This is a genomic window from Lysobacter enzymogenes (assembly GCF_900106525.1).
GTDB lineage: Bacteria > Pseudomonadota > Gammaproteobacteria > Xanthomonadales > Xanthomonadaceae > Lysobacter > Lysobacter enzymogenes.
On record NZ_FNOG01000002.1, the window covers coordinates 216,229 to 240,257 of the forward strand.

The window sequence follows — 24,029 nt, forward strand, 5'->3', positions numbered from 1 at the left end:
GCGGGGCACCTTCTCCCGCCAGCGGGAGAAGGAAAAGGCGGGGCTAGTTCCCGACCCGGCCCAGCACCTGATGCTGGAACAAGCACATCCGCACCACGTCGTGATAGCGCCCGTCGGTGAAGAACTCGTCGACCAGAACCCCTTCGCGCTGAAATCCGGCGTCTTCGTAAATCCGGATCGCGCGGGTGTTGTCCACGTCCACCAGCAAATACAGCTTGTACAGATTCAACACCCGGAACGCGTAGTTGATCGCCAGCCGCGTCGCCAGCCGCGCATAGCCGCGGCGCTGGTGCTCCGGCGAGATCATGATCAGGAACTCTCCGCGCCGATGCAGGTGGTCGATCTCGACCAGCTCGACCAGTCCGATCCGCTCCATCGCGCTGTCCTGGACGATGAAGCGGCGCTCGGACTGGTCGTGGATGTGCTTGCGGTAAAGCTCTTCGAGTTCGACGAACGACTCGTACGGTTCCTCGAACCAATAACCCATCACGCTGCGGTTGTTGTTGAGCATGTGGATGAAGTGCAGATCGCCGCGCTCCAGCGGACGCAGGGTCACGCCGTTGCCGGCGGGCGGGGGAGCGGGGTCTTCGACGGGCACGCTGGTCATGCCGCTACCCTACTCCGTCGCGATGCAGCGCGTGTGACGCCGCGCGACGGCGTGTGACGATGCGCGCGGATCGCGTATGCGCGATGTTCACGCAGTCTTAGCCGGCCGCTGCCTAGCCTCCAGACTCCCTCGCGATCCCAGGTGTCCGCCATGCCCCTGCTTCGATTGCGCATCACCGGCAACGACGACGACGCGCGCGCGATCGGCAACCTGCTCAACAGCCTCGACGGCATCGAACACGTCGAGGAAGTCGCCGATCTGATGCCGCACATGGACGATGCCGATTCCAGCTCCGCCGGCCTGCCCGACGACAGCGGCCCGGGCGTGCACGAACTGGAAATCGACGCGCCCAATGCCTCCACCGCCAACAAAGTGCGCGAAGCGGTGGAAGCGTTGGCGTTCGATCTGGACGTGCTGGTCGAGTTCGAGACCGAAGAGGAACGCTGAGGCCGGGCGCTCGTCCTCAAGGGGGCTCGCCCTCGACGGACGAGCCCCGAGAGCGGAATCGATCAGCCCGCGGCCTTGCGCCGACGGCGCGCGCGCCACAGCTTCAGCACCACCCACAGGCAGAACCCGCCGACCAGGCCCAGCGGCAGCAACACCGCGAACGCGCGGATCAGGAACGCGACCACCGAAGCGACGATGCCGCCGAATTCCTTCAGCGCCTGGCCGATCTCGCTGCTGCTTTCCTGCGCGGCGGTGGTGGCGAATTCGAAGGTGATCAGCTGGGTCGAGATCCGGCGCTGCTGTTGCGCGGCCTCCTGCTCGGCGGCCTGCAGCTGCGATTCGATCTCGGCGATGCGCTCGGACAGGGTCAGCACGTCGGCCATCTTCAAGTCGCGCCGCTCCTGGAACTCGAGCAGGCGCGCGTGCTCGCGGCGCAGGCGGTCCTGGCGCATCGTGTTGTCGCGCACGGCCACGGCCAGATCCTCGGCCTGGATGCCGCGCTCGGCGATCTGGTCGCCCTGCCCGGCCAGCGCGATCAGCGGCTCCACGCCCTGCGGCACGATCCGCACCTGCAGGCTCGCCGACGGCGCGTCGCCGCCGCTCTGATTCATGCCCAGCACCACGCAGGCGCCGAATTTTCCGCCGCTGCAGGCGTCCTGCACGGCTTTGGTGCGGCCGGCGATCTGCTCGCCGGACAGGCGCACGCGCACGCGGTGCTCGTAGGCCAGCAACACGCCGAGGTCGGCCTTGGCCGAACCGCCGCCTGCGTCCGGCGCGGCCGCCTCGTCCGCGGCCGACGCCGCCGCTTCCGGCGCGTGCTTGCTGCTGCAGCCCAGCGCCGCGACGGCCAGCGCCGCCAGCAACAGCCAGCGCATCGCCGATCCCGTCCTGCGCGCTCGCTCGCCCTGTGTTCCCTTACCCATGTGCGGTTTCTCCATTGTTGCCTCTCCCTCGCCGTCTTGGCTGGCGGCACTATGCCATTGCGGCGCGGAATCTGCGCATTCCCCGGCCCGCCGAACTGGCAACGTCCCGGGCGGCGCAACGGGGTTCGAACGCAACACCACCCTCCATGCCGACATCCCGCTTGCGCCGAGGCCGCGCGGCCAACCTGGCCGGGTGCGCATCGAGTCCGAGCGACACCGCCGCTGTTGCCCACAGCGATCGCACGCGGCGGCCGACCCCGCTCGCACTCGCCACAGCGAAAGCGAAAACCCGCACCGTGCGACGTCCGTGCACGCACCGACAACGTGAGAATCAGCACATCGAGACGCGCGGAATCGCGCAGAAAACTCCATCAGGCGATAAATTCTAAGTAAATAAAACGCCTATAAAACACATAAAAAACACTATTCGTAGTGCTCTTGAAATTACGCATTGCCAACGAAGTGCAGCGTGGAGGAATATCCGCGCTGCAAGCCACGACTCGACTGCGCGCGCAGGCACCGTAATCGCTGCGATGCGCCTGCGAGTCCTGTTCGCGATGTCCGGGTTCCGCCCAACGTGCAGGCACGTCCAACGGCAGGCCGCAATCGACGAAGGCGCACCCGCGGCATGACTTGCACCCAGCCGACGACATACAAAGACACAACGGCCAACACATGGATGCGAACAAGAAAGACCGCTGCGGCACACCACGACCGCCGCAACGTCCCCCAGGCCAGCCGTCGCGCACAGCGCCTGCGCCCTTTCGCCGCCTCGGCTGGCTCGCCGTTTTCGCCGCCGCGCTGATGCTGGCGCCGGCGGCGCAGGCGCAGTTCGCCACCGGCGGCAGCGGCGCTTATCGCAACAACATTCTGTGGTTCCGCTGGGGCGCCAGCGGAGCCAACATTGCGCAGACCGGCGCGACCATCACCAACTCCACGCGCGTGGACGACCAGTTCCTGCGCATGACCTGCAGCCTGTCCAACATCACCGGCACCGGCGCCAGCCCGGCATTTTCAGCTTATCGTCCCGGCAGCTTCAGCGGCGACGGCCTCGACGATCTCTACAACATCGGCGGCACCGGCACGGCCAATACCTTGACGGTCGGCTTGGCCACACGCGTTGGGGGATCGACGGCTACGGCCAGGTTCTCCTGCTCGGCGACGTTCGGCCCGACCAACAGCAATGCCGATCCCAGCTTCCCCATCGACGGCTTGGTGTTCGCCGACGCAGAACAATCCTGGACCGGCCAGGGCGAATTCGTCGCTGCGACGCTCAACGGCGCCGGCACCTTCCGCATCCTCGAGACGTTCCGCACCAGCGGCTGCACCACCAACGGCACCGTAACCGTCGCCGGTTCGACCATGACGATGAACGGCTCCAATCCTCTGTGCCCGTCCGGCCCGATGGCGATCGGCTTTCTCGACGGCGCGACCTCGGCCGACATCAGCCTCAAAGGCGGCGGCAGCTCAGCGATCGCTTTGGGCGTGATGGTGTTCGTCGCCGACGGCGGCGACGCGCCGGAGAGCTACGGCGACCCGCACCACCTGCCGGACTTCCGCTTCACCGGCGGCGTGCCCAGCGGCGCGAACTGGAACTACTCGACCAATGCGCTGGCACAACTCTCCCCACCGCTGATCCGGCTGGGCGCGCGAGTCGATACCGAAACCGTCTCGCTGGCCAACGCCAACGCCAGCGGCGACGACGGCAACGGCAGCGACGACGAAGACGCGTTCGCCAGCCTGCCCAACCTGCGCCTGCGCGCGGGCGGCACGCATACGCTCGCGGTGCCCTGCTCAGGCGGCGCGGCGGCGACGGTCTACGGCTATATCGACTTCAACCGCGACGGCGATTTTCTCGACCCGAACGAGCGCTCGGCGGCGGCGGCCTGCGCCGGCACCAGCGCCAGCGTGACCTGGACCCAGCCCACCGCGTCGGGATTGGCCGACGGCCCCAGCTTCCTGCGCCTGCGCATCGGCAACACCGCCAGCCAGCTGACCTCGCCGTTCGGCGTCGCCAGCGGCGGCGAGGTGGAGGACCATCCGATCGTCCTGGTCGGCGCGACGATTTCGCTGCAGAAGGCGCTCGGCGCCACCGGCCGGCGCAACCTCAACGACCAGTTCGTGCTGTCGATCGCGCCGGCCGGCGGTACTGCGACGACCCGCACCACCACCGGCGCCGGCACCGCGATCACCTCGGACGCGGCGGTGTTGGATCCGGCCACCATCGGCATCGCCCACACCTTGTCCGAAACGGCCGCGGTCACCACCCCGGCGACCGCGCTCGGCCGCTACCAGAGCGCCTACCAGTGCAGCAACGCGCTGCCCGGCGGGCAGACGCCGAGCGGCAGCGGCGCGTCGTTCGCGGTCACGCCGGTGCTCGACGACGAGCTGACCTGCACCTTCACCAACACCTGGGCGCCGACCGTGGACCTGGCGGTGGCCAAGAGCAACGCCGCCGCCTTCGATATCCGCACGCCGAGCGACGCCGCCGACGATGCCGTGAGCGTGGGCGCGACGACCTACACGCTCTCGGTCTGGAACCGCGGCCCGGACGATGTCGCCGACGCGATCGTGCGCGACGCGCCGCAAGCGGGCCTGACCTGTACCGGCGCGGTGAGCTGCACCAGCGTGGGCGATGCGGCCTGCCCGGGCGCGGCCACGGTCGCCGACCTGACCGGCGCCGGCCTGACCATTCCGCGCATCGCCGCCAGCGCCGCCACGCCGCCGCAGAATTACCTGACCTTGCAGGTGCCTTGCCAGGTGCAGTGAGCGCGGGCGCGCGGCGGCGGCAGCATCCGCACACAAGAACGAGAGCGCTACAACGAAAACGGGCGGGAGCCGCAGCCCCCGCCCGTTCGCGCATCGTTTCTTCGCGTATCCGCTAGCACGCGGCGCGCGCCGTCCGCCGCTCAGAACTTGTACTTCACCCCCACGGTCACGAAGCGGCCGAGCGCGTCGTACTGGGTGAAGTCGTACGGCAGCGCGCCGCCGGCCGGGTCGAACGGCGGCGCCTTGTCGGCGAGGTTCTGCACCGAGGCGTACAGCGTGGTGTCGCGCAGGCCCTCGTAGCCGACGTACAGGTCGAACTGGTGGTAATCGTCGACCTTGCTGCGCAGGCCCGGATTGCTGCGCGCATCGACCACGTCCTGCTTGTAGCCGCCGATGTAGCGCCACGACAGCTGCGCGTTCCAGTCGCCGTGGCCCCAGGCCAGCGAGGTGATGCCGCGCCACTTGGGCAGCGCGCCGAACAGGTTGCTGCCGGCGCCGTCGCGCTTGTCCTGCCCGGCCACCAGCGGCTGCTCGAAGCTCAGCAGGCGGGTCCAGGTGCCGTCCAGGGTCCAGGTGTCGTCGCCGGCATGCCAGACCTTGCGCCCTTCCACGTCGAAGCCGGTGGTGGTCAGGGTGCCCTGGTTGGCGTAGCGGTTCTCCACCAGTTGCAGGCGGCCCTGGGCGTCGCGGGTGATGCGGCCGGGGTTGGCGGTCGGGTTGGAGACGACGAACTGCACGTTGTCCGGCGCGATCAGGTCGTCCTGGCGAATCCGGTACAGATCGATGCCCAGGCTGGTGTCGGAGTCCGGCGCCCACAGCAGGCCGAGGTTGATGTTGCTGGAGCGTTCGGCCTTCAGATCCGGATTGCCGGCGCGCAGGATGGTCACGCCGCGCGAGGCGCCGGGCTGGACCGGGTCGAACGGATCGATCACCGAGCCGTAGCTGATCGTGGTGCTCTGCGCGATCTCCGGCAGCGACGGCGCGCGGAAGCCGCGCGAGGCGTTGAAGCGCAGCAGGAAATCGTCGCCCAGCTGCCAGCGCACGCCGAGCTTGGGCGAGAACGCGCTGCCGAAGTCGCTGTAGTGGTCGCCGCGGCCGGCCAACTGCACTTCCACCTGTTCCCACGGCTTGAGGCTGAGTTCGAAGAACGCGGCGGCGACGCGGCGGTCGCCGTCGATCAGGTTGATCGCCGGGCGCAGCTCGGTGCCCGACAGCACCTGCGGGCTGGTGCGCGCGTCCTGGGCTTCGTCGCGGAACTCCACGCCCGCGGCCACGCCGACATCGCCGGCGCGCCACTGGAACGGGAAGCCGGAAATCTTGCCGCTGAGCGTGCTCAAGCGATACGTGCCCGGGCGGCGCGTGGACAGGCGTAGCGCGTCGAGCGCGCCGGGCGTGCGCGAGGGGTTGAGGAAGTCGTAGCTGCCGTCGGCCAGCACCTGCTCGAACGCGTAGCGGTTGAGGAAGTTGCGCACGTACTCGCGCTGGCGGCTTTCCGAATGGCTGGCGGCGACTTCCCAGTCCCACACTTCGCCGTTGCCGCGCAAGCCGACCAGGGCGCGCGAGAACTGCGACTTGTTGATCTTGTAGCGCGCGCCCAGGTCGAGGAAGGAATACTCGAACGGGGTCGGCACCGCATTGGGATTGTTCGGATGGCCGACCGGCAACACCGCCGGGATGTCGACCAGACGGCCGGTGCTGCGGTCGTAAGCGCGCAGGCCCGCGCCGACCGTCATCGGCGCGCTGAAATAGGCGCCGTTGTGGCTGGTGCTGTAGAGGATCTCGGCGAAGCCCTGGACGTTGTCGCTCAAGCGCACGTCGCCGGCGACCATCGCCTGGTAGCGCTCCACGTCCGGGATCAGGGTGCGGAACGGCTGGGTGTTGAAGGCGCAGGCGTTGCCCGGCAGCGGGCTGCCGAAATCGCTGTACGGCCGCGACTGGGTGCCCGGCTGGCAGGCGAAGGCGACCGGCGCGCGCGGGTTGCTCAGGAACGCGCCGCCCTGGGTCGACCAACCGGCCAGGCGTCCGCCGGGCTGGCCGCGGTAGTCGCCGCTCTTGGTCAGGTCGCGCTCGTCGGCGTTGAGCTGGCCGCGCTGGAACACGTCCAGGCTGAAACGCAGGCTGTAGCCGTCCTGGTTCGGATCGCCGTGGCCGGCGCGCAGGCCGATGCTGTGCTGGTCGATGCCGCCTTCGGTGGCGGCGCCATAGGACGCGTCGAGTTCGACGCCTTCGATCTTGCGGCGCAGGATCAGGTTGACCACGCCGGCGATGGCGTCGGAGCCGTACAGCGCCGAGGCGCCGTCCTTGAGGATCTCCACGCGTTCGATCGCGCCCAGCGGCAGCGCGTTGAGATCGACGAAATTGTCCTGGGTGCTCTGGGCGAAACCGTAGGACGCCACGCGGTAGCCGTTGACCAGCACCAGGGTGTTCTTCTGGCTCAGCCCGCGCAGCGAGACGCCGGCCGAACCGTTGGCGAAGCTGCCGGTGTACTGCTCGTTGAAGCTGTTGCCGCTGTTGACGGTGAGGCTGCGCAGCAGGTCGGAGACGGTGACCTTGCCGCTCTTCTCGATCTGCGCGCGGTCGATCACCAGCACCGGGTTGACCCCGGCTTCGTCGCTGCGCTTGAGGTTGGTGCCGGTGACCTGCACCGCGTCCAGGGTGACGCCGGGGCCGGCCGCATCGGCCGCGTCGGCGGCCTGCGCCAGCGGCGCGGCCAGGCTGAGGGCGAGCGCCAGCGACAGACGTCGGTAGCGCGCTTCGGGAAGACGGATGGAACGGGACATGAGCGATTCCTGCAAGACGTGGGAGAGGCGAAGCGAAAACGAAGAAAAAAAGCCGGCCCGCGACGGCGTGCGGCCGCCATCGCTGCGGCGAGCGCAGCGCGGTCGTTGGGAGGGGAGAGAGACGAGTGCGGCCTCAGCCGCAGGTCGCCCGTCGCGCGGGCCGGTTTGGAAACGTTCGGCAGGCTCGGCCGGTGGCTGCGCTCAGCGCAGCGGCCTCACCCGCCCGCTACACCACGCGCGCATTCGCGCTACGGCGGCAGGACAGCGGGGACGGCGTGCGGAGATGCGCAGCGGCATGGCGAGTCGACCTGTGCAAACGGAACGTGCGAACGAAAACTTGAGCGGCGGGCGCGAAAGCGCGGCGGTCTCAGCGCCGACACATCGCCATGCGACACCCACCCGCGAAGCGGCGGTTGGCGGACGGCAGGACGGTCGGACGGAATGCGTTCACGGCGGAGAGTTCGGTTGCGAAGGAAGGTCGCGGCGCGTGCCGGCGACGGGGTTTATGTTGCATCGCGATAAAGCGATGTCAACGACACCGACAGCACGATCGGCGGCGCCGGGCCTTTTTCCCCGATTCGCGGGGATTCGCCGCACCCCGCCCTGTTCAGCCGCAACGCCCGCCGTACAAGGCGATCCCCGCGGCGACCGTGGTCGCCGTGCGCCCCGGCATCCCACCCCAGCCGCATGAGGCCATGACCGATGGTTATGAAACCCGCCCCCGCCGAGCCCCCGAAATCCAACCGCCGACACGACAACTGCGCAAAAACTCACCCGCAGCCCCTGTAGGAGCGACTGTAGGAGCGACGCAAGTCGCGACCGCGAACCCCGCATGCCGGCGCCAGCGGCGACCGCTCGGGATCCGCCCGACCGCATTGGGGCACCACGCCCATGGGCCAGGCCGAACGCGGATCGCGCGCATAGACCTCCCGCCATCGCCGGCCCACGACTGTCGCAGTCGCGACCCGCTACGCTCCTACAGGGGGCGCCCGCGGCCACCTCGCTTTGCCCGTCCTGCCGGCTGCATTGACCGCGACGCCGCCGCCTCGGCAAAGCCGCCGGCGCGAGCCCCGCGCCGCGCCGATCACGCCGCATCGCGGCCGCGCCGGCCCGCCGATCCGCCCCGACCAATGACCCATGCGGCAGTCATGCCCATGCCCTATCCTGCGCGCCAACCGGCCCGCGGCCGTTCCAAGCCACCGAGATTCCCCATGCGTTCGCTGCATCGCACCTCGCTCGCCCTCGCCCTGTCCGCTTCCCTGCTGGCCCTGGCCATGACCGCCTGCAAACCGCACGAAGCCGCCGCGCCGGCCGCTCCCGCCGCCGCGCCCGCCCAGGCCGCCCCCGCCGCCGCCGACCCGGCCGTGGACGCCGCCTTCGCCGAGCTGTCCAAGCGCTGGCTCGACGGCTTCCTCAAGATCAATCCGGTCGGCGCCACCCAGATCGGCGAGCACCGCTACGACGGCCAGATCGACGACCTCAGCGCCGCCGGCCGCCAGGCCCAGCTCGACTTCAACAAGAAGCTGCTGAGCGAACTCGACGCGATCGACGCGACCAAGCTCTCGCGCGAGAACCAGGTCGACGCGCTGATCCTGCGCAACCGCCTGCAAGCCGAAGTGTGGAACCTGCAGACCCTGCAGAGCTGGGCCTGGGATCCGCTGGTCTACAGCGGCCTGGCCGGCGATGCGATCTACAGCCTGATGGCGCGCGACTTCGCGCCGATGCCGCAGCGGCTGGAATCGGCCACCGCGCGCATGGAGAAGATCCCGCAGGTGTTCGCCCAGGCCCGCGCCAACCTCGATCCGGCGCGGGTGCCGAAGATCCACGCCGAGACCGTGGCCAAGCAGAACGCCGGCGTGCTCGACCTGATCGACACCTTCATCGTACCCAACGCCGGCCAGCTCAAGGGCGAACCACGCAAGCGCCTGGACGCCGCCGTCGCCGGCCTGCGCAAGGCCGTGGCCGAGCAGCAGACCTGGCTCGACAAGACCCTGGTGCCCAACGCCAAGGGCGACTTCCGCATCGGCCAGACCCTGTACGACGAGAAGCTCAAGTTCTCGCTCAACTCCTCGCTGTCGCGCGCGCAGATCATGCAGCGCGCCAAGGCCGAGCTGGCGCGCGTGCGCGGCGAGATGTACGCCATCGCGGTCAAGGAGCTCAAGGGCAAGCCGAACGCGCCGGCGCTGCCGGACAAGCCCACGCCCGAGCAGCAGCAGGCCGCGATCGAAGCCGCGCTGGAGCTGGCCTACGCCGACAAGGCGCCACGCGACAAGGTCGTCGACTTCGCCAAGCAGACCCTGGCCGAGGCCACCGAATTCACCCGCGCCAAGAACCTGGTGACCGTGCCCGACGCGCCGGTCAAGGTGATCTTGATGCCGGAATTCCAGCGCGGCGTGGCCCTGGCCTATTGCGACTCGCCCGGCCCGCTCGACAAGGGCCTGGACACCTACTACGCGATCTCGCCGATCCCCGACGACTGGAGCGACGCGCAGGTCGACTCGTTCCTGCGCGAATACAACACGCGCATGATCCACCTGCTGTCGATCCACGAAGCCATGCCGGGCCACTACCTGGAAGGCGCGCACTCGGCCAAGGCGCCCTCGACCCTGCGCGCGGTGCTGCGCTCGGGCGTGTTCGCCGAAGGCTGGGCGGTGTACAGCGAAGACCTGATGGCCGACTCGGGCTATTTGAACAACGACCCGCTGTTCCGCCTGGTGCAGCTGAAGTTCTACCTGCGCAGCATCGGCAACGCGATCCTCGACCAGGGCGTGCAGGTCGAGGACTGGAGCCGCGAACAAGCGATGGAGTTCCTGACCAAGCAAACCTTCCAGCAGGAGCGCGAAGCCGCCGGCAAGTGGGTGCGCGCGCAGCTGACCTCGGCGCAGTTGCCGACCTACTTCGTCGGCGCGCAGGAACACTTCGACATGCGCCGCGCGGTGGAAGACAAGCTCGGCCCGAAGTTCGACCTCAAGGCCTACCACGACCAAGTGCTGTCCTACGGCGCCCCGCCGGTGCGGTTCGTGCGCGAGCTGATGCTGGACGAACCGATTCGCTGAGCCTGCACGGCAACACCTGCGAAAAAGGCGCGGGCCAGCCCGCGCCTTTTTCGTTTCTGCGCCCGGCCCGAATGCGGGTTCGACGCGACCGGCCACCCCGCGGTCGCGACTCGCGTCGCTCCTACAGTCGCCTCCGGCCGCTTCCGCATCTCGCCCGAAGCTCCCTGTAGGAGCGACGCAAGTCGCGACCGCGACAACGCAACTACGACGCAACCCACGGCGGCCCGCGCAGCATCACGCCCGAATGCGGTTTCGACGCGACCAGCCACCCCGCGGTCGCGACTCGCGTCGCTCCTACAGTCGCCTCCGTCCGCTTCCGCATATCGCCCGAAGCCCCTGTAGGAGCGACGCGAGTCGCGACCGCGACAACGCAACTACGACGCAACCCACGGCGGCCCGTGCAGCGTCACGCCCGAATGCGGTTTCGACGCGACCAGCCGCCCCGCGGTCGCGACTCGCGTCGCTCCTACAGTCGCCTCCGTCCGCTTCCGCATCTCGCCCGAAGCCCCTGTAGGAGCGACGCAAGTCGCGACGCGACAACGCAACTACGACGCAACCCACGGCGGCCCGCGCAGCATCACGCCCGAATGCGGTTTCGACGCAATCGGTCGCCCCGCGGTCGCGACTCGCGTCGCTCCTACAGTCGCCTCCGTCCGCTTCCGTATCTCGCCCGAACCTCCCTGTAGGAGCGACGCAAGTCGCGACCGCGACAACGCAACTACGACACAACCCACCGCGGCCCGCGCAGCATCACGCCCGAACGCGGTTTCGACGCGGCCGGCCACACCGCGGTCGCGACTCGCGTCGCTCCTACAAGGTGGCTGCGTGACTGCGCGGGATCAGGAAAAAACCTCGCGCGCCGAGGCGAAGGCTTCGCGCAGGGTCTGCACCTCGCCGCACCGGCCCGCGTCGTAGCCCGCCAGCTTGCCGAGCTCGGCGCGGAAGCGGTCGCTGCGCAGGATCGCCAGCAGTTCGCCCAGGGCCGGCGAGTCCAGGGTGCTGGCCCGGGCCAGGAAGAAGTAGTGCTCGCTCGCCACCGGCACGAACTCCAGGCCGTAGCGCCGCGCCGGCGTTTCCAGGCCGAAGCCGGCGTCGGCCATGCCGCTGGCCACGTACGCCGCGACCGCGGCGTGGGTGAGTTCGTCGATGCCGCAGCCGCGCACGTCGCGGATGCTGTGGCCCTGCCGCGCCAGCATGCGTTCCAGCAGCAGGCGCGCGCCGGAGCCGGGCTGGCGATGGATGAAACGCACGTCGGCGCGCAGCAGGTCGGCCAGCGCGGCGATGCGCTTGGGGTTGCCCGGCGCCAGGATCAGGCCGATGCGGCGCGTGGCCAAATGCAGCACGCGGTCGCCGTGCGGATCGATGCGCTCGGCGTAATGGGCGAGGATGTCGCGCTCGAACGCGCCGATCGGCAGGTGCACGCCGGCCAGATCGCAGGCGCCGGCGCGCAGCGCGTCGAGCGCGTCGCCGGGGCTGCGGTACTTCAGTTCCACTGCGGCGTCGGCCTCGTCGAGGAAGCGGCGCAGTGTTTCGACCGCGAAGCCGTGCGCGGCGTGCACGCGCGGCGGCGCGGCCTGCGCGCTGAGCGCGCGGCCCAGTTCCACTTCCACTTCCGAAGCCAGACTGTCCAAGGTCGGCGCCAGCCGCGCGGCGATGCGCTGCTCGGCCCAGACCAGGCGCTCGCCCAGCGCGGTCAGGCGCGCGCCGCGGCCGCGCGCCATGCGCAGCAGCGGCGCGCCGAACAGGGTCTGCGAATCCTGCAGCAGGCCCCAGGCGTAACGGTAGGACAGCCCCAGCTCGCGGCAGGCCGCGGCCAGCGAACCGGTGGCGTGCACGCCCAGCAACAGCTCGATCAATTTCGGCGGCAGCGGCCGCCCGTCGGCGGCATGAAGTGTCCATTTGGGTTGGATCTGGACCTTGAACATGATCGTCCTCGCATCGTTTCGATACCGCTGCGCACACGCGCCGCATTCAGCCGTCACACCGGGGCCACTAATCGGCTTTTTGCAGCCGATTATTAGACTACCTTGCGATATACGGCCGCGTCCCGAGTGAGTTAGCCTCGTCCGCGCCCAGGGCCTTCCCCCGATCTTTATGCCCTGCACAGCCTATTGGCCGTCGTCATACCAGAGGGGTCCGCATGTCCAGTCAAAGCGCGCCATCCAGCCACAGCGCGGCGATCGCCGCACCGCCACCGGCCTCGGACGGCCTGCTGTCGAAAGAACGCATCGTCGCCAAGCCCGGCTTCAACCGCTGGCTGGTGCCGCCGGCCGCGCTGGCGATCCACCTGTGCATCGGCATGGCCTACGGCTTCAGCGTGTTCTGGCTGCCGCTGTCGAAAGCGGTGGGCATCGAGCAGCCGCTCGATTGCCCGGCCGACATGGGTTTCTTCGCGCGCATGGTCGCCACCGGCTGCGACTGGAAAGTCAGCGCGCTGGGCTGGATGTACACGCTGTTCTTCGTCCTGCTCGGCTGTTCGGCGGCGCTGTGGGGCGGCTGGCTGGAACGCGCCGGGCCGCGCAAGGCCGGCGTGGTCTCGGCGCTGTGCTGGTGCGGCGGGCTGGTGATCTCGGCCATCGGCATCAAGACCCACCAGATCTGGCTGCTGTGGCTGGGCTCGGGCGTGATCGGCGGCATCGGCCTGGGCCTGGGCTACATCTCGCCGGTGTCGACGCTGATCAAATGGTTCCCCGACCGCCGCGGCATGGCCACCGGCATGGCGATCATGGGCTTCGGCGGCGGCGCGATGATCGGCAGCCCGCTCGCCGACGCGCTGATGAAGCGCTTCGCCACCGCCGATTCGGTCGGCGTGTTCGAAACCTTCCTGGTCCTGGCGGCGGGCTATTTCGTGTTCATGATGGCCGGCGCGTTTGGCTATCGCGTCCCGCCCAGCGGCTGGCAGCCGGCCGGCTGGACGCCGCCGCCGGCCAGCCAGAACGCGATGATCACCCAGCAGCACGTGCACGCCAGCAAGGTCTGGGGCATTCCGCAGTTCTGGCTGCTGTGGGGCGTGCTGTGCCTCAACGTCTCGGCCGGCATCGGCGTGATCGGCATGGCCTCGCCGATGCTGCAGGAAGTCTTCGGCGGCAAGCTGATCGGCGTGGATGGCGGGATCAAGTCGCTGGGCGAGGACCAACTCAAGGCGATCGCCGCGATCGCCGCCGGCTTCACCGGCCTTTTGAGCCTGTTCAACATCGCCGGGCGCTTCTTCTGGGCGTCCACCTCCGACTACATCGGCCGCAAGATGACCTACGTGGTGTTCTTCGTGCTCGGCTTCGTGCTGTACGCGGCCGCGCCCTCGGCCGGTTCGGCCGGCAGCATCGCCGCGTTCGTGGCGATCTTCTGCGTGATCCTGTCGATGTACGGCGGCGGCTTCGCGACCATTCCGGCGTATCTGGCCGATTTGTTCGGCACCCAGATGGTCGGCGCCATCCACGGCCGCCTGCTCACCGCCTGGGCCACCGCCGGCATCCTCGGCCCGGTGGTGGTCAACTACATGCGCGATTACCAGCTCGGCCTGGGCCTGCCGCCTTCGCAGGTCTACAACACCACGATGTATATCCTGGCCGCGATGCTGGCGCTGGGCTTGCTGTGCAACCTGCTGGTGCGGCCGATCGCGCAGAAGCACTTCATGACCCCGGAAGAACTGGCGCGCGAGAAGGCGCTGGCGCACGAGAAGACCGGCCGCAACGGCGAAGCCGCCTACAGCGCCGAGCAGATGGCCTTGGTCGGGCGCGGCGGCAATCCGGCGCTGGTGCTGGCGGCCTGGGCCGCGGTCGGTGTGCCGCTGGCCTGGGGCATGTGGGTGACTTTGCAGAAAGCGTTCGTGCTGTTCCACTGAGCCATCGATGAGCGTGAAGCCGTCCAGTTCCGAACCGCAGGCCGCGCACGGCGACGGCGCCGTGCGCCGGCGCGTGCGCCGGGTGCGCGACGGCGAGCTGCGCGAGGCGATGGACGAAGTCGCCGCCGAGGTGCCGGTGGCGCTGGCCTACAACGACGAACCGTTCGCGGTGATGATGGCCACGCCGCAGGACATCGCCGATTTCGCGCTGGGGTTCTCGCTCAGCGAAGGCATCGTCGACGCCGCTGGCGAACTCTTGATCGAGGACATCGCGACGTCGCTGGAAGGCATCAGCGTCGCGCTGCGGGTGCCGCCCGCGCGCGCGGCGGCGCTGCAGGCGCGCCGGCGCAACCTGCAAGGCCGCAGCGGCTGCGGCGTGTGCGGCACCGAAAGCATCGAGGCGGTGCTGCGGCCGCCGCCGCGGGTCGGCGACGGCCCGCGCATCGCCGCGAGCGCGCTGCAACGCGCGCTGCGCGAACTGCGCCGCAGCCAACCGCTCAACGCGCTCACCGGCGCCACCCACGCCGCCGGCTGGGCCGACGCCGACGGCGCGCTGCGCCTGGTGCGCGAAGACGTCGGCCGCCACAACGCACTCGACAAACTGATCGGCGCGATGGCGCAGGCCGGCGTCGACCCGCAGCGCGGCGTGTGCGTAGTCACCAGCCGCGCCAGTTACGAGATGGCGATGAAGGCCGCCCAGGCCGGCATCGCCGTGCTCGCCGCGATCTCGGCGCCGACCGCGCTGGCGATCGCTCTGGCCGACAGCGCCGGCCTGACCCTGATCGGCTTCGCCCGCGACGACGGGCACGCCCTCTACACCCATCCGCAGCGGTTGCTGGACGACGATGCCGTCGCCGCGCCGGGCGGGCACGAGCGCGCGCCGCGCGCTACGGAGCATCAGCGATGAGCGACAAGAACCCGATCCGCCGCTACGACGGCCCCGCCGGCGGCTGGGGCGCGCTGCGCAGCGTCGCCAAGCACCTGATCGAACAGGACGTGCCGGTCAGCGGCGCGCGCACCCTGCTCTCGGCCAACCAGCCCGACGGCTTCGACTGCCCCGGCTGCGCGTGGCCCGACCGCGACCACACCTCGACCTTCGAGTTCTGCGAAAACGGCGCCAAGGCCGTCGCCGCCGAAGCGACCAAGCACCGCGCCACGCCGGAGCTGTTCGCCGAGCACACCGTCGCCGAACTGGCGCGCTACAGCGATTACTGGCTGGAAAACCAGGGCCGCCTGACCCATCCGATGCGCTGGGACGCGGCCAGCGACAAATACCTGCCGATCACCTGGGACGAAGCCTTCGCCCGCATCGGCGAACACCTGCGTGCGCTGGCCTCGCCCGACGAGGCGCTGTTCTACACCTCCGGCCGCTGCAGCAACGAGGCCGCGTTCCTGTACCAGCTGTTCGTGCGCGAGTTCGGCACCAACAACTTCCCCGACTGCTCGAACATGTGCCACGAACCTTCCGGCACGGCGATGAAAGCGCAGATCGGCGTCGGCAAGGGCACGGTGCTGCTGAGCGATTTCGAAGTCGCGCAGGCGATCTTCATCTTCGGCCAGAACCCCGGCACCAACCATCCGCGCATGCTCGGCGAGCTGCGCCAGGCGGCCAAGCGCGGCGCAGCCATCGTTTCGTTCAACCCGCTGCGCGAGCGCGGGCTGGAGAAATTCGCCGACCCGCAGGACAAGCTGGAGATGCTGCACAACGGCTCGACCCGGATCTCCTCGGATTATTTCCAGCTGCGCATCGGCGGCGACCTAGCCGCGGTCAAGGGCATCATCAAGCGCGTGCTCGAACTCGACGCGCAGGCCCAGCGCGAGGGCGCGGCGCGGCTGATCGACACCGCCTTCATCGCCGAACACACCGAAGGTTTCGATGCCTTCGCCGCCGACGTGGCGGCCGAATCCTGGGACACGATCGTCGCCGAGTCGGGGCTGTCGCGCGCCGAACTCGAACGCGCCGGCGACATCTACGCCACGGCCGACAGCGTGATCTGCTGCTGGGGCATGGGCATCACCCAGCACAAGCACTCGGTGGCGACGATCCACATGATCGTCAACCTGCTGCTGTTGCGCGGCAACATTGGTCGGCCCGGCGCCGGCGCCTGCCCGGTGCGCGGCCACAGCAACGTGCAGGGCGACCGCACCATGGGCATCTACGAGAAGCCCTCGCCGGCCTTCCTCGACCGCCTGCGCGACGTGTTCGGCTTCGAGCCGCCGCGCCATCACGGCCACGACACCGTCGGCGCGATCCAGGCCATGCTCGACGGCCGCTGCAAGACCTTCTTCGGCCTCGGCGGCAACTTCGCCACCGCCACGCCCGACACCGAAGCCACCCATCGCGCGCTGCGCCGCTGCGAGCTCACCGTGCACGTCACCACCAAGCTCAACCGCAGCCATCTGGTGCACGGACGCGACGCCTACATCCTGCCGTGCCTGGGCCGCACCGAGATCGATCTGCAGGCCGCCGGCCCGCAGGGCGTGACGGTCGAGGACTCGATGAGCATGGTCCACCTGTCGTCCGGCATCAACGCGCCGGCCGCGCCGACGCTGCTGTCGGAACCGGCCATCGTCGCGCGCCTGGCCCACGCCACCCTGGGCGCGCGCAGCAAGATCGACTGGCTGGAGCTGATCGGCGACTACGACCGCATCCGCGACCTGATCGCGCAGGTGTTCGACGATTTCCACGGCTTCAACCACCGCGTGCGCGTGCCCGGCGGCTTCCACCTGCCCAACGCCGCGGCCGAGCGGCGCTGGATCAATCCGCAGGGCAAGGCGTTGTTCAAGCCGCACGCGGTGCCGACCGACCTGCCGGTGCACCGCGCCCGCGCCAGTCGCGAGCAGCCGGTGTTCACCCTCGCCACCACCCGCTCGCACGACCAGTACAACACCACCATCTACGGCATGAACGACCGCTACCGCGGCGTGTTCGGCGAGCGGCGGGTGTTGTTCATCCACGCCGAGGACATCGCCCAGCTCGGCATGAAGGCCGGCGACTGGGTCGACCTGGAAAGCCTGTGCGAGGACGGCGTCAAGCGCGAGGCCAAGCGCTTCTTGCTGGTCGAGTACAACATCCCGCGCGGCTGCCTGGCCGCGTATTACCCCGAAACCAATTCGCTGGTGCCGCTGTCGAGCTTCGCCGACGAGGCGCGCACGCCGACCTCGAAATCGATCCCGGTGATCGTGCATGCGCACGCGCCGGCGCGCGCGGGCGAGCTGCAATCGGCCAAGGACATCGGCCTTGTCCGGGTTGACTGAGCCGCTGCTGGCGTTGCTGGCCGAGCATCCCGACGGCCTGTCGCTGCCGCGCGTGTGCAAGCGCCTGGGCGTGCGCATGAGCGTGCTGCTGCGCGAGCTGGCCTGGATCGGCGAAGACGCCATCGGCGATACGCCGGGGCCGGGCTGGGTGCGGGTGGATGCGAGCGGCGAGACCCAGGTGGCGACGATTACCGCGCGCGGACACGCGCGGCTGGGCCGCACGTCCGTCCCGAACGCCTGAGCAGCGCCGCCGCAGGGCCTGCGAACGCAGTTGACGCAACGCGGGCGCCCAGGCGCCCAAGCGGCGCAACCGCTGCGCCGGCAACGAAAAGCCCCGGCGCGAACGCCGGGGCCCCCTCCCCTGCGGCGGCCGCGCATGCGCCCGCCGCTTCTTGCGTACTCGCTTACGGCGTGCGCGCCGCCTGCACGGCCGCCGCCGCATTGACGATGCCCGCGCCGATCGGCTTGGCGCCCGGCGAGACCGGGAACGCGCGCGCGGTGTTCTTGAGCAGCGTGCGCATCTGTTCCTGGGTCAACGGCGTCGGCGCGACCGACTGGACCAGCGCCGCGACGCCGGCCACGTGCGGCGACGCCATCGAGGTGCCGTTGAAGCTGGCGTAGCCCTCGGTGGTCGGGGTGCGGGTGCCGGTGTTGACCGTGGACAGGATGCCCGAGCCCGGCGCGGCGATGTCGACGGCGGTGCCGAAGTTGGAGAAGCTCGAGCGCGCGCCGGACGAAGTGACCGCGCCGACCGAGATCACCGTGCCGCAGTTGGTCATGGTGTAGCCGACCGCCTGGTTGCTGGCGTTGCGCGCAGTGGTGACGTCGGCGTCGCTGTTGCCGGCGGCGACGACCACGACGGTGCCGCGCGCGACCGCGCCCTGCAGCGCGGTACGGTAGATCTGCGGGCAGGCGGCCGGCGCCCCGCTGCCGAGGCTGAGGTTGATCACGTCGGCCGGGTTGGGATTGGCCGGCACGCCGGGCACGCTGCCGCCGGAGGCCCAGGTGATCGCATCGGCGATATCCGAGCCGTAGCCGCCGCAGCGGCCCAGCACGCGCACCGGAACCACCTTGGCGCCCCACGCGGTGCCGGCCACGCCCTTGGCGTTGTTGGTCACCGCAGCCACGGTGCCGGCCACGTGGGTGCCGTGCCAGCTCGAGTTGCCGGTGCGGCAGATGTTGGCGTTGTCGTTCCAGTCGCCCGGGTCGGCCGGATTGGCGTCGCGGCCGTTGCCGTCGACGGCCACGAAGAAGCCGTTGCCCGGCAGGCCGGAATTGGGACCGTCGCCGCTGATGAAGTCGTAGCCGCCGATCACGTTGGCATTGAGATCGCTGTGGCTGGTGACGCCGGTGTCGATCACCGCCACCACCGTGCCCTCGCCCTTGGTGGTGTCCCAGGCGGTGGTGGCGCGGATGCCGCCGGCGCCGGCGCCATAGCCGAACTGCTGGCCGAAGCTGGTGTCGTTGGGCGTGAGGTAGGGAACCATGCGGATGTCGTTTTCGACCGAGACGACATTGGGATCGGCTGCCAGCGCGCGCATCGCGGCCAGAGCGCCGACGCGATCGAGCGAGCGGTTCAACACCACCACGTCGGTGCCGTCGGCGGTGCGGCGCAGGCGCTGGAACTGCAGCGCCTTGCCGCCGAGCGCGCGGCTGGCCGTGCCCGCAGCAGCGTCGATGGAGCGCTGGAAGCTGGCCGCGTCGCGGCGCGGGGCGCTGCCGGCGGCATAGGTGACCAGCAAGCGCTGGAAATGCGCGCTGCCGTCGTCGAGCGAGGCCAGATTGAGCTTGCCGGCCGCATAGGACGGCGCGGATGCGGACGCGCCCAGCACGAGGGCGGTGGCGAGGGACAGCAGATTGCAGCGATTACCCATTTGCGATGGACCCCAAGAGAATGATCGGGCGAGCCCGAGAGCGGCGGGGCCGGATCGCACCGCGCGGCAGCGCGAACCGCGGCCGTGCGGCCCCTGCGATCCGGGGCCCGCCTCCGCGCTGCGGCGACGCGATCGGTTTCGACGGGGAACCGCGCGAATCCGCTCGCGCCGCATTCGCAGCGCTCATAGAGTCCTAACGCGCCGGTACCGGCGCTCCCTATTGGGACGCGTCTGAAAGTGCGGCGCCGCTACCGCGATCTGCGATGCAGCGCACTACCGCACAACCGCACCGCAAATTCATCGGCGCGGCGACGCCGCATCTGCACATCGCCGCGCCCGGCCGCGCGGTGCGGCGTCGGTTCAGAACGAACGCCCATCGATCTCGACGATCTTTACCGCGCCCAGGTCCACGTCCTGCAGGCAACGCGCATTGACCGCGATCATCGGCGTGCCGTCGGGCATCCGTCCCTCGCTGAACGGCGCGATGCCGCACTGGGTGCAGAAGTGGTGTTCGATGACGTGCTTGTTGAACTGGTAAGTGGCGACGTCTTCGCGCGCGGTCTTCAGCTCGAACGCGTCCACCGGCACGAACCACAGCAGTCCGCCACGGCGGCTGCACATCGAACAGTTGCAGGCATAGGCTTCCTTGAGCTCGCCCTGCACGTCGTAAGCGATCTTGCCGCAATGGCAACTGCCGGCATAACGGGACATCGTGCTCCTCCTGCCGCAGCGCGGCACCGTGAAGGTGCCAGGATAGTCGCGCCGCGCTATGCTCGTCGCCTGCGTTTTGTCATGCCCCGACGCGGGGCGACCCGCGCGCATCCGCCCCGCCGCACAGGAGTTCCGATGAACGCTTTGGCCGGCAGCACCATCATTCCCTGCCTGCGCTACCGCGACGCCCACGCCGCGATCGATTGGCTGTGCCGCGCGTTCGGCTTCGAAAAGCACGCCGTCTACGCCGACGGTGCGATCGTCCACCACGCCCAGCTGACCTACGGACCCGGCATGATCATGCTCGGCTCGGTCGACCCGGACAACGAAAGCGAGTGGTCGCGGCGCATCGTCCAACCCGATGAGATCGGCGGGCGCGAAACTCAGGCCTGTTGCGTGCTGGTCGGCGACGCCGACGAGCACGCGACCCGCGCCCGCGCCGCCGGCGCGCAGATCGTGGTCGAGGTCGCCGATCAGGACTACGGCGGCCGCGCCTACACCTGTCGCGACCTGGAAGGCCGGCTGTGGTGGTTCGGCACCTACAACCCCTGGAATCTATGAGCAAGCGCAAAGACCCACCGCCCGCGGGCGGCGACCTGTTCGGCGCAGCGGCGCCGGCGCAGCCGTCCGCGGCGCAGACGGGCAAATCCCCCATCGGCAAATCCGCTGCCGCCAAACCGGCCGCCGAGGATCCGCTCGCCGGCGCAACCGGCGTCGCCGCGATCGACGGCATCCGCTGCGGCATCGGCGGCTGGACCTACGCGCCGTGGCGCGACAACTTCTATCCGCCCAAGCTGGTGCAGCGGCGCGAGCTGGAATACGCCAGCCGCCGGCTCAGCAGCATCGAGATCAACGGCACCTTCTACAGCGCGCAGAAGCCGGCCACCTACGCCAAGTGGGCGGCGGAAACGCCGGACGGTTTCGTGTTCTCGCTCAAGGCGCCCGGCCGGGTGACCCAGGCCGGCGCCCTGGCCAAGGCGGCATCGCAGGCCAAGGCCTTCATCGACGGCGGCCTGGCCGAATTCGGCGACCGGCTCGGGCCGATCCTGTGGCAGCTGGCGCCGAGCCGACGCTTCGATCCCGACGACCTGGCGCCGTTCCTCGACGCGCTGCCGCGCACGCTCGACGGGCGCGCGCTCAAGCACGTGCTGGAAGTGCGCCATTCCAGTTTCCTCGGCCCGCAATACCTGCAGCTCGCACGCGAGCGGCGCATCGCCACGGTGTTCACCGACTCCGACGAATACCCGTCACTGGCCGACCTCACCGGCGATTTCGTCTACGCCCGGCTGATGCGCTCGCGCGCCGAAATCGCCGCCGGCTATCCCGACGGCGAACTCGACGCCTGGGCGCAACGCGCGCGCACCTGGGCGCGCGGCGGCGACACCCCCGACCTGCCGCACGTCGGCGCAGCGCAGGCCGATGGTGCGACGCGCGAGGTCTATCTCTACTTCATCAGCGCCGCCAAGCACCGCAATCCCGCTGCGGCGATGGCCTTGACGGAGCGATTGCGCGGCGGCTGATCCCGCCACTCGCGCATCGGTCGCCGCAATCGCTCCTACAGGGGGCCATCGGTTCGAACGCCGATATCCGCGCTGCTACGGCCGCTCCCTGTAGGAGCGGCGCGAGCCGCGACCGCGCTGTTTCGATTCGCGGCGCAAGCCCGATGTCGGCAACGCCGCTGCGGCCGACAGGTCGCGCGGCGCGTGTCGATCCTTGCGAGCACAGGCTGACGTCGTAACTGCAGTTTCGCGGTCGCGACTCGCGTCGCTCCTACAGGGGGCCATCGGGTCGAACGCCGACATCCGCGCCGTCACGATCGCTCCCTGTAGGAGCGACGCGAGTCGCGACCGCGCTGTTTCGATTCGCGGCGTGAGCCCGATGTCGGGAACGCCGCTGCAGACGACGAGTCGTGGGACGCGTGTCGATGCTCGCGCACGCAAGCTGGCGTCGTAACTGCGGCTTCGCGGTCGCGACTTGCGTCGCTCCTACAGGGGGTCATCCGGTTGAACGCCGACATCCGCGCCGTCACGACCACTCCCTGTAGGAGCGACGCGAGTCGCGACCGCGCTGTTTCGATTCGCGGCGTGAGCCCGATGTCGGGAACGCCGCTGCAGACGACGAGTCGCGGGACGCGTGTCGATGCTCGCGCACGCAAGCTGACGTCGTAGCTGCGGCCTCGCGGTCGCGACTTGCGTCGCTCCTACAGGGGGCGGCCGTAGCGGCGCGCGGGGTCATGTTGTGGCGCAGCATGCGATGGTGCCGGCCTATGACTTCCAACACAGCGAAAGCGCGTTCGGTCGCGAAGGCGCGGGCGTTTCTGTCCGCCAGTGGTACCGTCCGATGACATTTCTGTCAGGCGCCTGCGTGGCCTGTGTGCGGCGATTAGGCTGGCGGCTTCGCGCAGCGTCCGTTCGCGCCGACGTGCGCGTGCGTGCCTGCTTCCCAGACGAGATCCCGCCAATGGCTAACCGTCGCGATTTCCTCCACACCGCCGCGCTCTCCGCCGCCGGGCTGGCGCTGGCGCCGCTGGCGGCCTGCAGCCAAGAGACCGCCGCGCCGGCGTCGACCGCAGCGGCGCCCACCGAAGCCGAGAAGCCGTTCTCCGGCACCTTGCTGAAACGCGAGATCCCCGCCACCGGCGAGCGCATCCCGGTGATCGGTATGGGCACTTCCGGCAGTTTCGAAGTCGGTGCCGATGCCGCCGCGCGCGCGCCGCTGCGCGAGGCGCTGCGACGTTTCATCGCTGCCGGCGCGACGGTGATCGATACCGCGCCGACTTATTCCAGCGCCGAGGATGCGCTCGGCGACCTGGTCGCCGAGGCCAAGGCCCGCGACAAGCTGTTCATCGCCACCAAACTCTCCGGCGTGAGCGGGCGCGAGCAAGGTTTGGCGCAGTTCGAAGAATCGCTGCGCCGCCTGCGCACCGAGCGCATCGACCTGTTGCAGGTGCACAATCTCGGCGACACCCGCACCCAGCTGACGCTGGCGCGCGAACTCAAGCAGCAGGGCAAGGTGCGGCTGGTCGGCCTCACCCATTACCGCGAACAGGCGCAGGAGCAGCTCGCGCAGGAAATGCGCGCGCTCAAGCCCGACTTCGTCCAGATCAACTACTCGCCAGTCTCCCGCGGCGCCGAACGCACGATCTTTCCGTTCGCGCGCGAGCTCGGCATCGCGGTGATGATCAACCGCGCCTTCGAGGACGGACGCCTGTTCGCCCAGGTCAAGGGCAAGCCGCTGCCGCCGTGGGCCGGCGAAGTCGGCGCCGATTCCTGGGCGCAGTTGTTCCTGAAGTTCGCGCTCAGCGACCCAGCCGTAACCGTGGTGATCCCGGCTACATCCAAGCCCAAGAACCAGACCGACAATCTGCGCGCGGGCACTGGCGTCATGCTCGACGCCAGGCAGCGCGAGGCGCTGGTCGCGGCGATCGGTTGAGACGCGCGATGACGGCTTCGTTCGTGTCCGCCGCGTTGCGCTGCGCAGGCCCGCCATCGGCGCTGCGCAAACCGCGCCGGCGCTGGCCGATGCGTTGACGCAGCGGCCGGCAATCGTTGCGTTGCTGATCGCGCGAGGCTAGGCCGTAGCAGGCGACGGATTCGCCCATGTGGTGCGCGCGAAATAGGAGATAGGCGATAGACAAAAGCCCCAGCGCTGCGGCTTGCGGCCTTTGCTACCTCCTGCACCATCCGCCCACTTCCGGCTTCGATACGTCAAGAAGCAGGAGACAACGGATAGAAAACAGGAGATCGACAAAAGCCCGTGCGCT

At 69.5% G+C, this 24,029-nt stretch carries 16 protein-coding genes; 10 read left to right on the forward strand and 6 right to left on the reverse strand.

The window, feature by feature from the left end:
* Positions 1–43 precede the first annotated feature (43 nt).
* Complete coding sequence (gene speG / locus BLU84_RS05255) at positions 44–607, reverse strand: spermidine N1-acetyltransferase (protein ID WP_074863710.1); 564 nt, start codon at positions 605–607, stop codon at positions 44–46.
* A gap of 150 nt (positions 608–757) precedes the next feature.
* On the opposite strand from speG, the gene BLU84_RS05260 reads away from it, so the two are divergent.
* On the forward strand, positions 758–1,054 hold the full coding sequence (locus BLU84_RS05260; RefSeq protein WP_074863712.1) for a hypothetical protein: 297 nt from the start codon (positions 758–760) through the stop codon (positions 1,052–1,054).
* Positions 1,055–1,116: 62 nt separating this feature from the next.
* On the opposite strand, the gene BLU84_RS26145 is transcribed toward BLU84_RS05260, so the two are convergent.
* Positions 1,117–1,929 carry a DUF4349 domain-containing protein gene (locus BLU84_RS26145; protein ID WP_074863716.1) on the reverse strand — a complete coding sequence of 271 codons (813 nt, stop codon included), beginning with the start codon at positions 1,927–1,929 and terminating at the stop codon, positions 1,117–1,119.
* A gap of 852 nt (positions 1,930–2,781) precedes the next feature.
* Between BLU84_RS26145 and BLU84_RS05270 the strand changes: the two genes are divergently transcribed.
* Complete coding sequence (locus BLU84_RS05270) at positions 2,782–4,746, forward strand: CshA/CshB family fibrillar adhesin-related protein (protein WP_074863719.1); 1,965 nt, start codon at positions 2,782–2,784, stop codon at positions 4,744–4,746.
* Between the two features lie 140 nt (positions 4,747–4,886).
* On the opposite strand, the gene BLU84_RS05275 is transcribed toward BLU84_RS05270, so the two are convergent.
* Complete coding sequence (locus BLU84_RS05275; protein ID WP_074863721.1) at positions 4,887–7,526, reverse strand: TonB-dependent receptor; 2,640 nt, start codon at positions 7,524–7,526, stop codon at positions 4,887–4,889.
* A gap of 1,247 nt (positions 7,527–8,773) precedes the next feature.
* On the opposite strand from BLU84_RS05275, the gene BLU84_RS05280 reads away from it, so the two are divergent.
* Entirely contained in the window at positions 8,774–10,582 is a 1,809-nt protein-coding gene (locus BLU84_RS05280; RefSeq protein WP_170849111.1) for a DUF885 domain-containing protein, read from the forward strand.
* An 839-nt stretch (positions 10,583–11,421) separates the two neighbouring features.
* On the opposite strand, the gene BLU84_RS05285 is transcribed toward BLU84_RS05280, so the two are convergent.
* Positions 11,422–12,507: a substrate-binding domain-containing protein gene (locus BLU84_RS05285; protein ID WP_074863724.1), complete on the reverse strand. Its 1,086-nt coding sequence runs from the start codon at positions 12,505–12,507 to the stop codon at positions 11,422–11,424.
* A gap of 215 nt (positions 12,508–12,722) precedes the next feature.
* On the opposite strand from BLU84_RS05285, the gene BLU84_RS05290 reads away from it, so the two are divergent.
* The 4 genes from BLU84_RS05290 to BLU84_RS05305 are packed head-to-tail and all read left to right on the forward strand — an operon-like array spanning position 12,723 to position 17,922.
* Positions 12,723–14,423 (forward strand): OFA family MFS transporter, encoded by a 1,701-nt coding sequence (locus BLU84_RS05290; protein ID WP_083382340.1) that lies wholly within the window; start codon positions 12,723–12,725, stop codon positions 14,421–14,423.
* Between the two features lie 7 nt (positions 14,424–14,430).
* On the forward strand, positions 14,431–15,330 hold the full coding sequence (gene fdhD, locus BLU84_RS05295) for a formate dehydrogenase accessory sulfurtransferase FdhD (protein WP_083382341.1): 900 nt from the start codon (positions 14,431–14,433) through the stop codon (positions 15,328–15,330).
* Positions 15,327–17,681: an FdhF/YdeP family oxidoreductase gene (locus BLU84_RS05300; RefSeq protein ID WP_074863727.1), complete on the forward strand. Its 2,355-nt coding sequence runs from the start codon at positions 15,327–15,329 to the stop codon at positions 17,679–17,681. Before fdhD ends, BLU84_RS05300 begins: the two co-directional genes overlap by 4 nt.
* Complete coding sequence (locus BLU84_RS05305) at positions 17,611–17,922, forward strand: hypothetical protein (RefSeq protein WP_074864633.1); 312 nt, start codon at positions 17,611–17,613, stop codon at positions 17,920–17,922. Before BLU84_RS05300 ends, BLU84_RS05305 begins: the two co-directional genes overlap by 71 nt.
* Positions 17,923–18,085: 163 nt before the next feature.
* Here the strand turns inward: BLU84_RS05305 and BLU84_RS05310 are convergent, their stop codons facing one another.
* Together BLU84_RS05310 and BLU84_RS05315 are read right to left on the reverse strand one after the other, a co-directional pair.
* Complete coding sequence (locus BLU84_RS05310) at positions 18,086–19,555, reverse strand: S8 family peptidase (RefSeq protein ID WP_074863729.1); 1,470 nt, start codon at positions 19,553–19,555, stop codon at positions 18,086–18,088.
* Positions 19,556–19,915: 360 nt separating this feature from the next.
* Positions 19,916–20,266 (reverse strand): GFA family protein, encoded by a 351-nt coding sequence (locus BLU84_RS05315; RefSeq protein ID WP_074863731.1) that lies wholly within the window; start codon positions 20,264–20,266, stop codon positions 19,916–19,918.
* A gap of 135 nt (positions 20,267–20,401) precedes the next feature.
* Here BLU84_RS05315 and BLU84_RS05320 point away from each other — a divergent pair, with 135 nt between their 5' ends.
* The 3 genes from BLU84_RS05320 to BLU84_RS05330 all read left to right on the forward strand — a co-directional run bounded on the left by BLU84_RS05320 (position 20,402) and on the right by BLU84_RS05330 (position 23,698).
* Positions 20,402–20,827: a VOC family protein gene (locus BLU84_RS05320; protein WP_074863733.1), complete on the forward strand. Its 426-nt coding sequence runs from the start codon at positions 20,402–20,404 to the stop codon at positions 20,825–20,827.
* Entirely contained in the window at positions 20,824–21,786 is a 963-nt protein-coding gene (locus BLU84_RS05325) for a DUF72 domain-containing protein (protein ID WP_083382342.1), read from the forward strand. Before BLU84_RS05320 ends, BLU84_RS05325 begins: the two co-directional genes overlap by 4 nt.
* A gap of 940 nt (positions 21,787–22,726) precedes the next feature.
* Positions 22,727–23,698 (forward strand): aldo/keto reductase, encoded by a 972-nt coding sequence (locus BLU84_RS05330; RefSeq protein ID WP_074863735.1) that lies wholly within the window; start codon positions 22,727–22,729, stop codon positions 23,696–23,698.
* The last annotated feature ends 331 nt before the right edge of the window (positions 23,699–24,029 follow it).

What these genes read in the sequence shown, in the direction of transcription:
- speG (WP_074863710.1), bottom strand. Translation starts at nt 607, where the DNA reads ATGACCAGCGTGCCCGTCGAAGACCCCGCTCCCCCGCCCGCCGGCAAC.
- BLU84_RS05260 (WP_074863712.1), top strand. Translation starts at nt 758, where the DNA reads ATGCCCCTGCTTCGATTGCGCATCACCGGCAACGACGACGACGCGCGC.
- BLU84_RS26145 (WP_074863716.1), bottom strand. Translation starts at nt 1,929, where the DNA reads ATGCGCTGGCTGTTGCTGGCGGCGCTGGCCGTCGCGGCGCTGGGCTGC.
- BLU84_RS05270 (WP_074863719.1), top strand. Translation starts at nt 2,782, where the DNA reads ATGCTGGCGCCGGCGGCGCAGGCGCAGTTCGCCACCGGCGGCAGCGGC.
- BLU84_RS05275 (WP_074863721.1), bottom strand. Translation starts at nt 7,526, where the DNA reads ATGTCCCGTTCCATCCGTCTTCCCGAAGCGCGCTACCGACGTCTGTCG.
- BLU84_RS05285 (WP_074863724.1), bottom strand. Translation starts at nt 12,507, where the DNA reads ATGTTCAAGGTCCAGATCCAACCCAAATGGACACTTCATGCCGCCGAC.
- BLU84_RS05290 (WP_083382340.1), top strand. Translation starts at nt 12,723, where the DNA reads ATGTCCAGTCAAAGCGCGCCATCCAGCCACAGCGCGGCGATCGCCGCA.
- fdhD (WP_083382341.1), top strand. Translation starts at nt 14,431, where the DNA reads ATGAGCGTGAAGCCGTCCAGTTCCGAACCGCAGGCCGCGCACGGCGAC.
- BLU84_RS05300 (WP_074863727.1), top strand. Translation starts at nt 15,327, where the DNA reads ATGAGCGACAAGAACCCGATCCGCCGCTACGACGGCCCCGCCGGCGGC.
- BLU84_RS05305 (WP_074864633.1), top strand. Translation starts at nt 17,611, where the DNA reads ATGCGCACGCGCCGGCGCGCGCGGGCGAGCTGCAATCGGCCAAGGACA.
- BLU84_RS05310 (WP_074863729.1), bottom strand. Translation starts at nt 19,555, where the DNA reads ATGGGTAATCGCTGCAATCTGCTGTCCCTCGCCACCGCCCTCGTGCTG.
- BLU84_RS05315 (WP_074863731.1), bottom strand. Translation starts at nt 20,266, where the DNA reads ATGTCCCGTTATGCCGGCAGTTGCCATTGCGGCAAGATCGCTTACGAC.
- BLU84_RS05320 (WP_074863733.1), top strand. Translation starts at nt 20,402, where the DNA reads ATGAACGCTTTGGCCGGCAGCACCATCATTCCCTGCCTGCGCTACCGC.
- BLU84_RS05325 (WP_083382342.1), top strand. Translation starts at nt 20,824, where the DNA reads ATGAGCAAGCGCAAAGACCCACCGCCCGCGGGCGGCGACCTGTTCGGC.
- BLU84_RS05330 (WP_074863735.1), top strand. Translation starts at nt 22,727, where the DNA reads ATGGCTAACCGTCGCGATTTCCTCCACACCGCCGCGCTCTCCGCCGCC.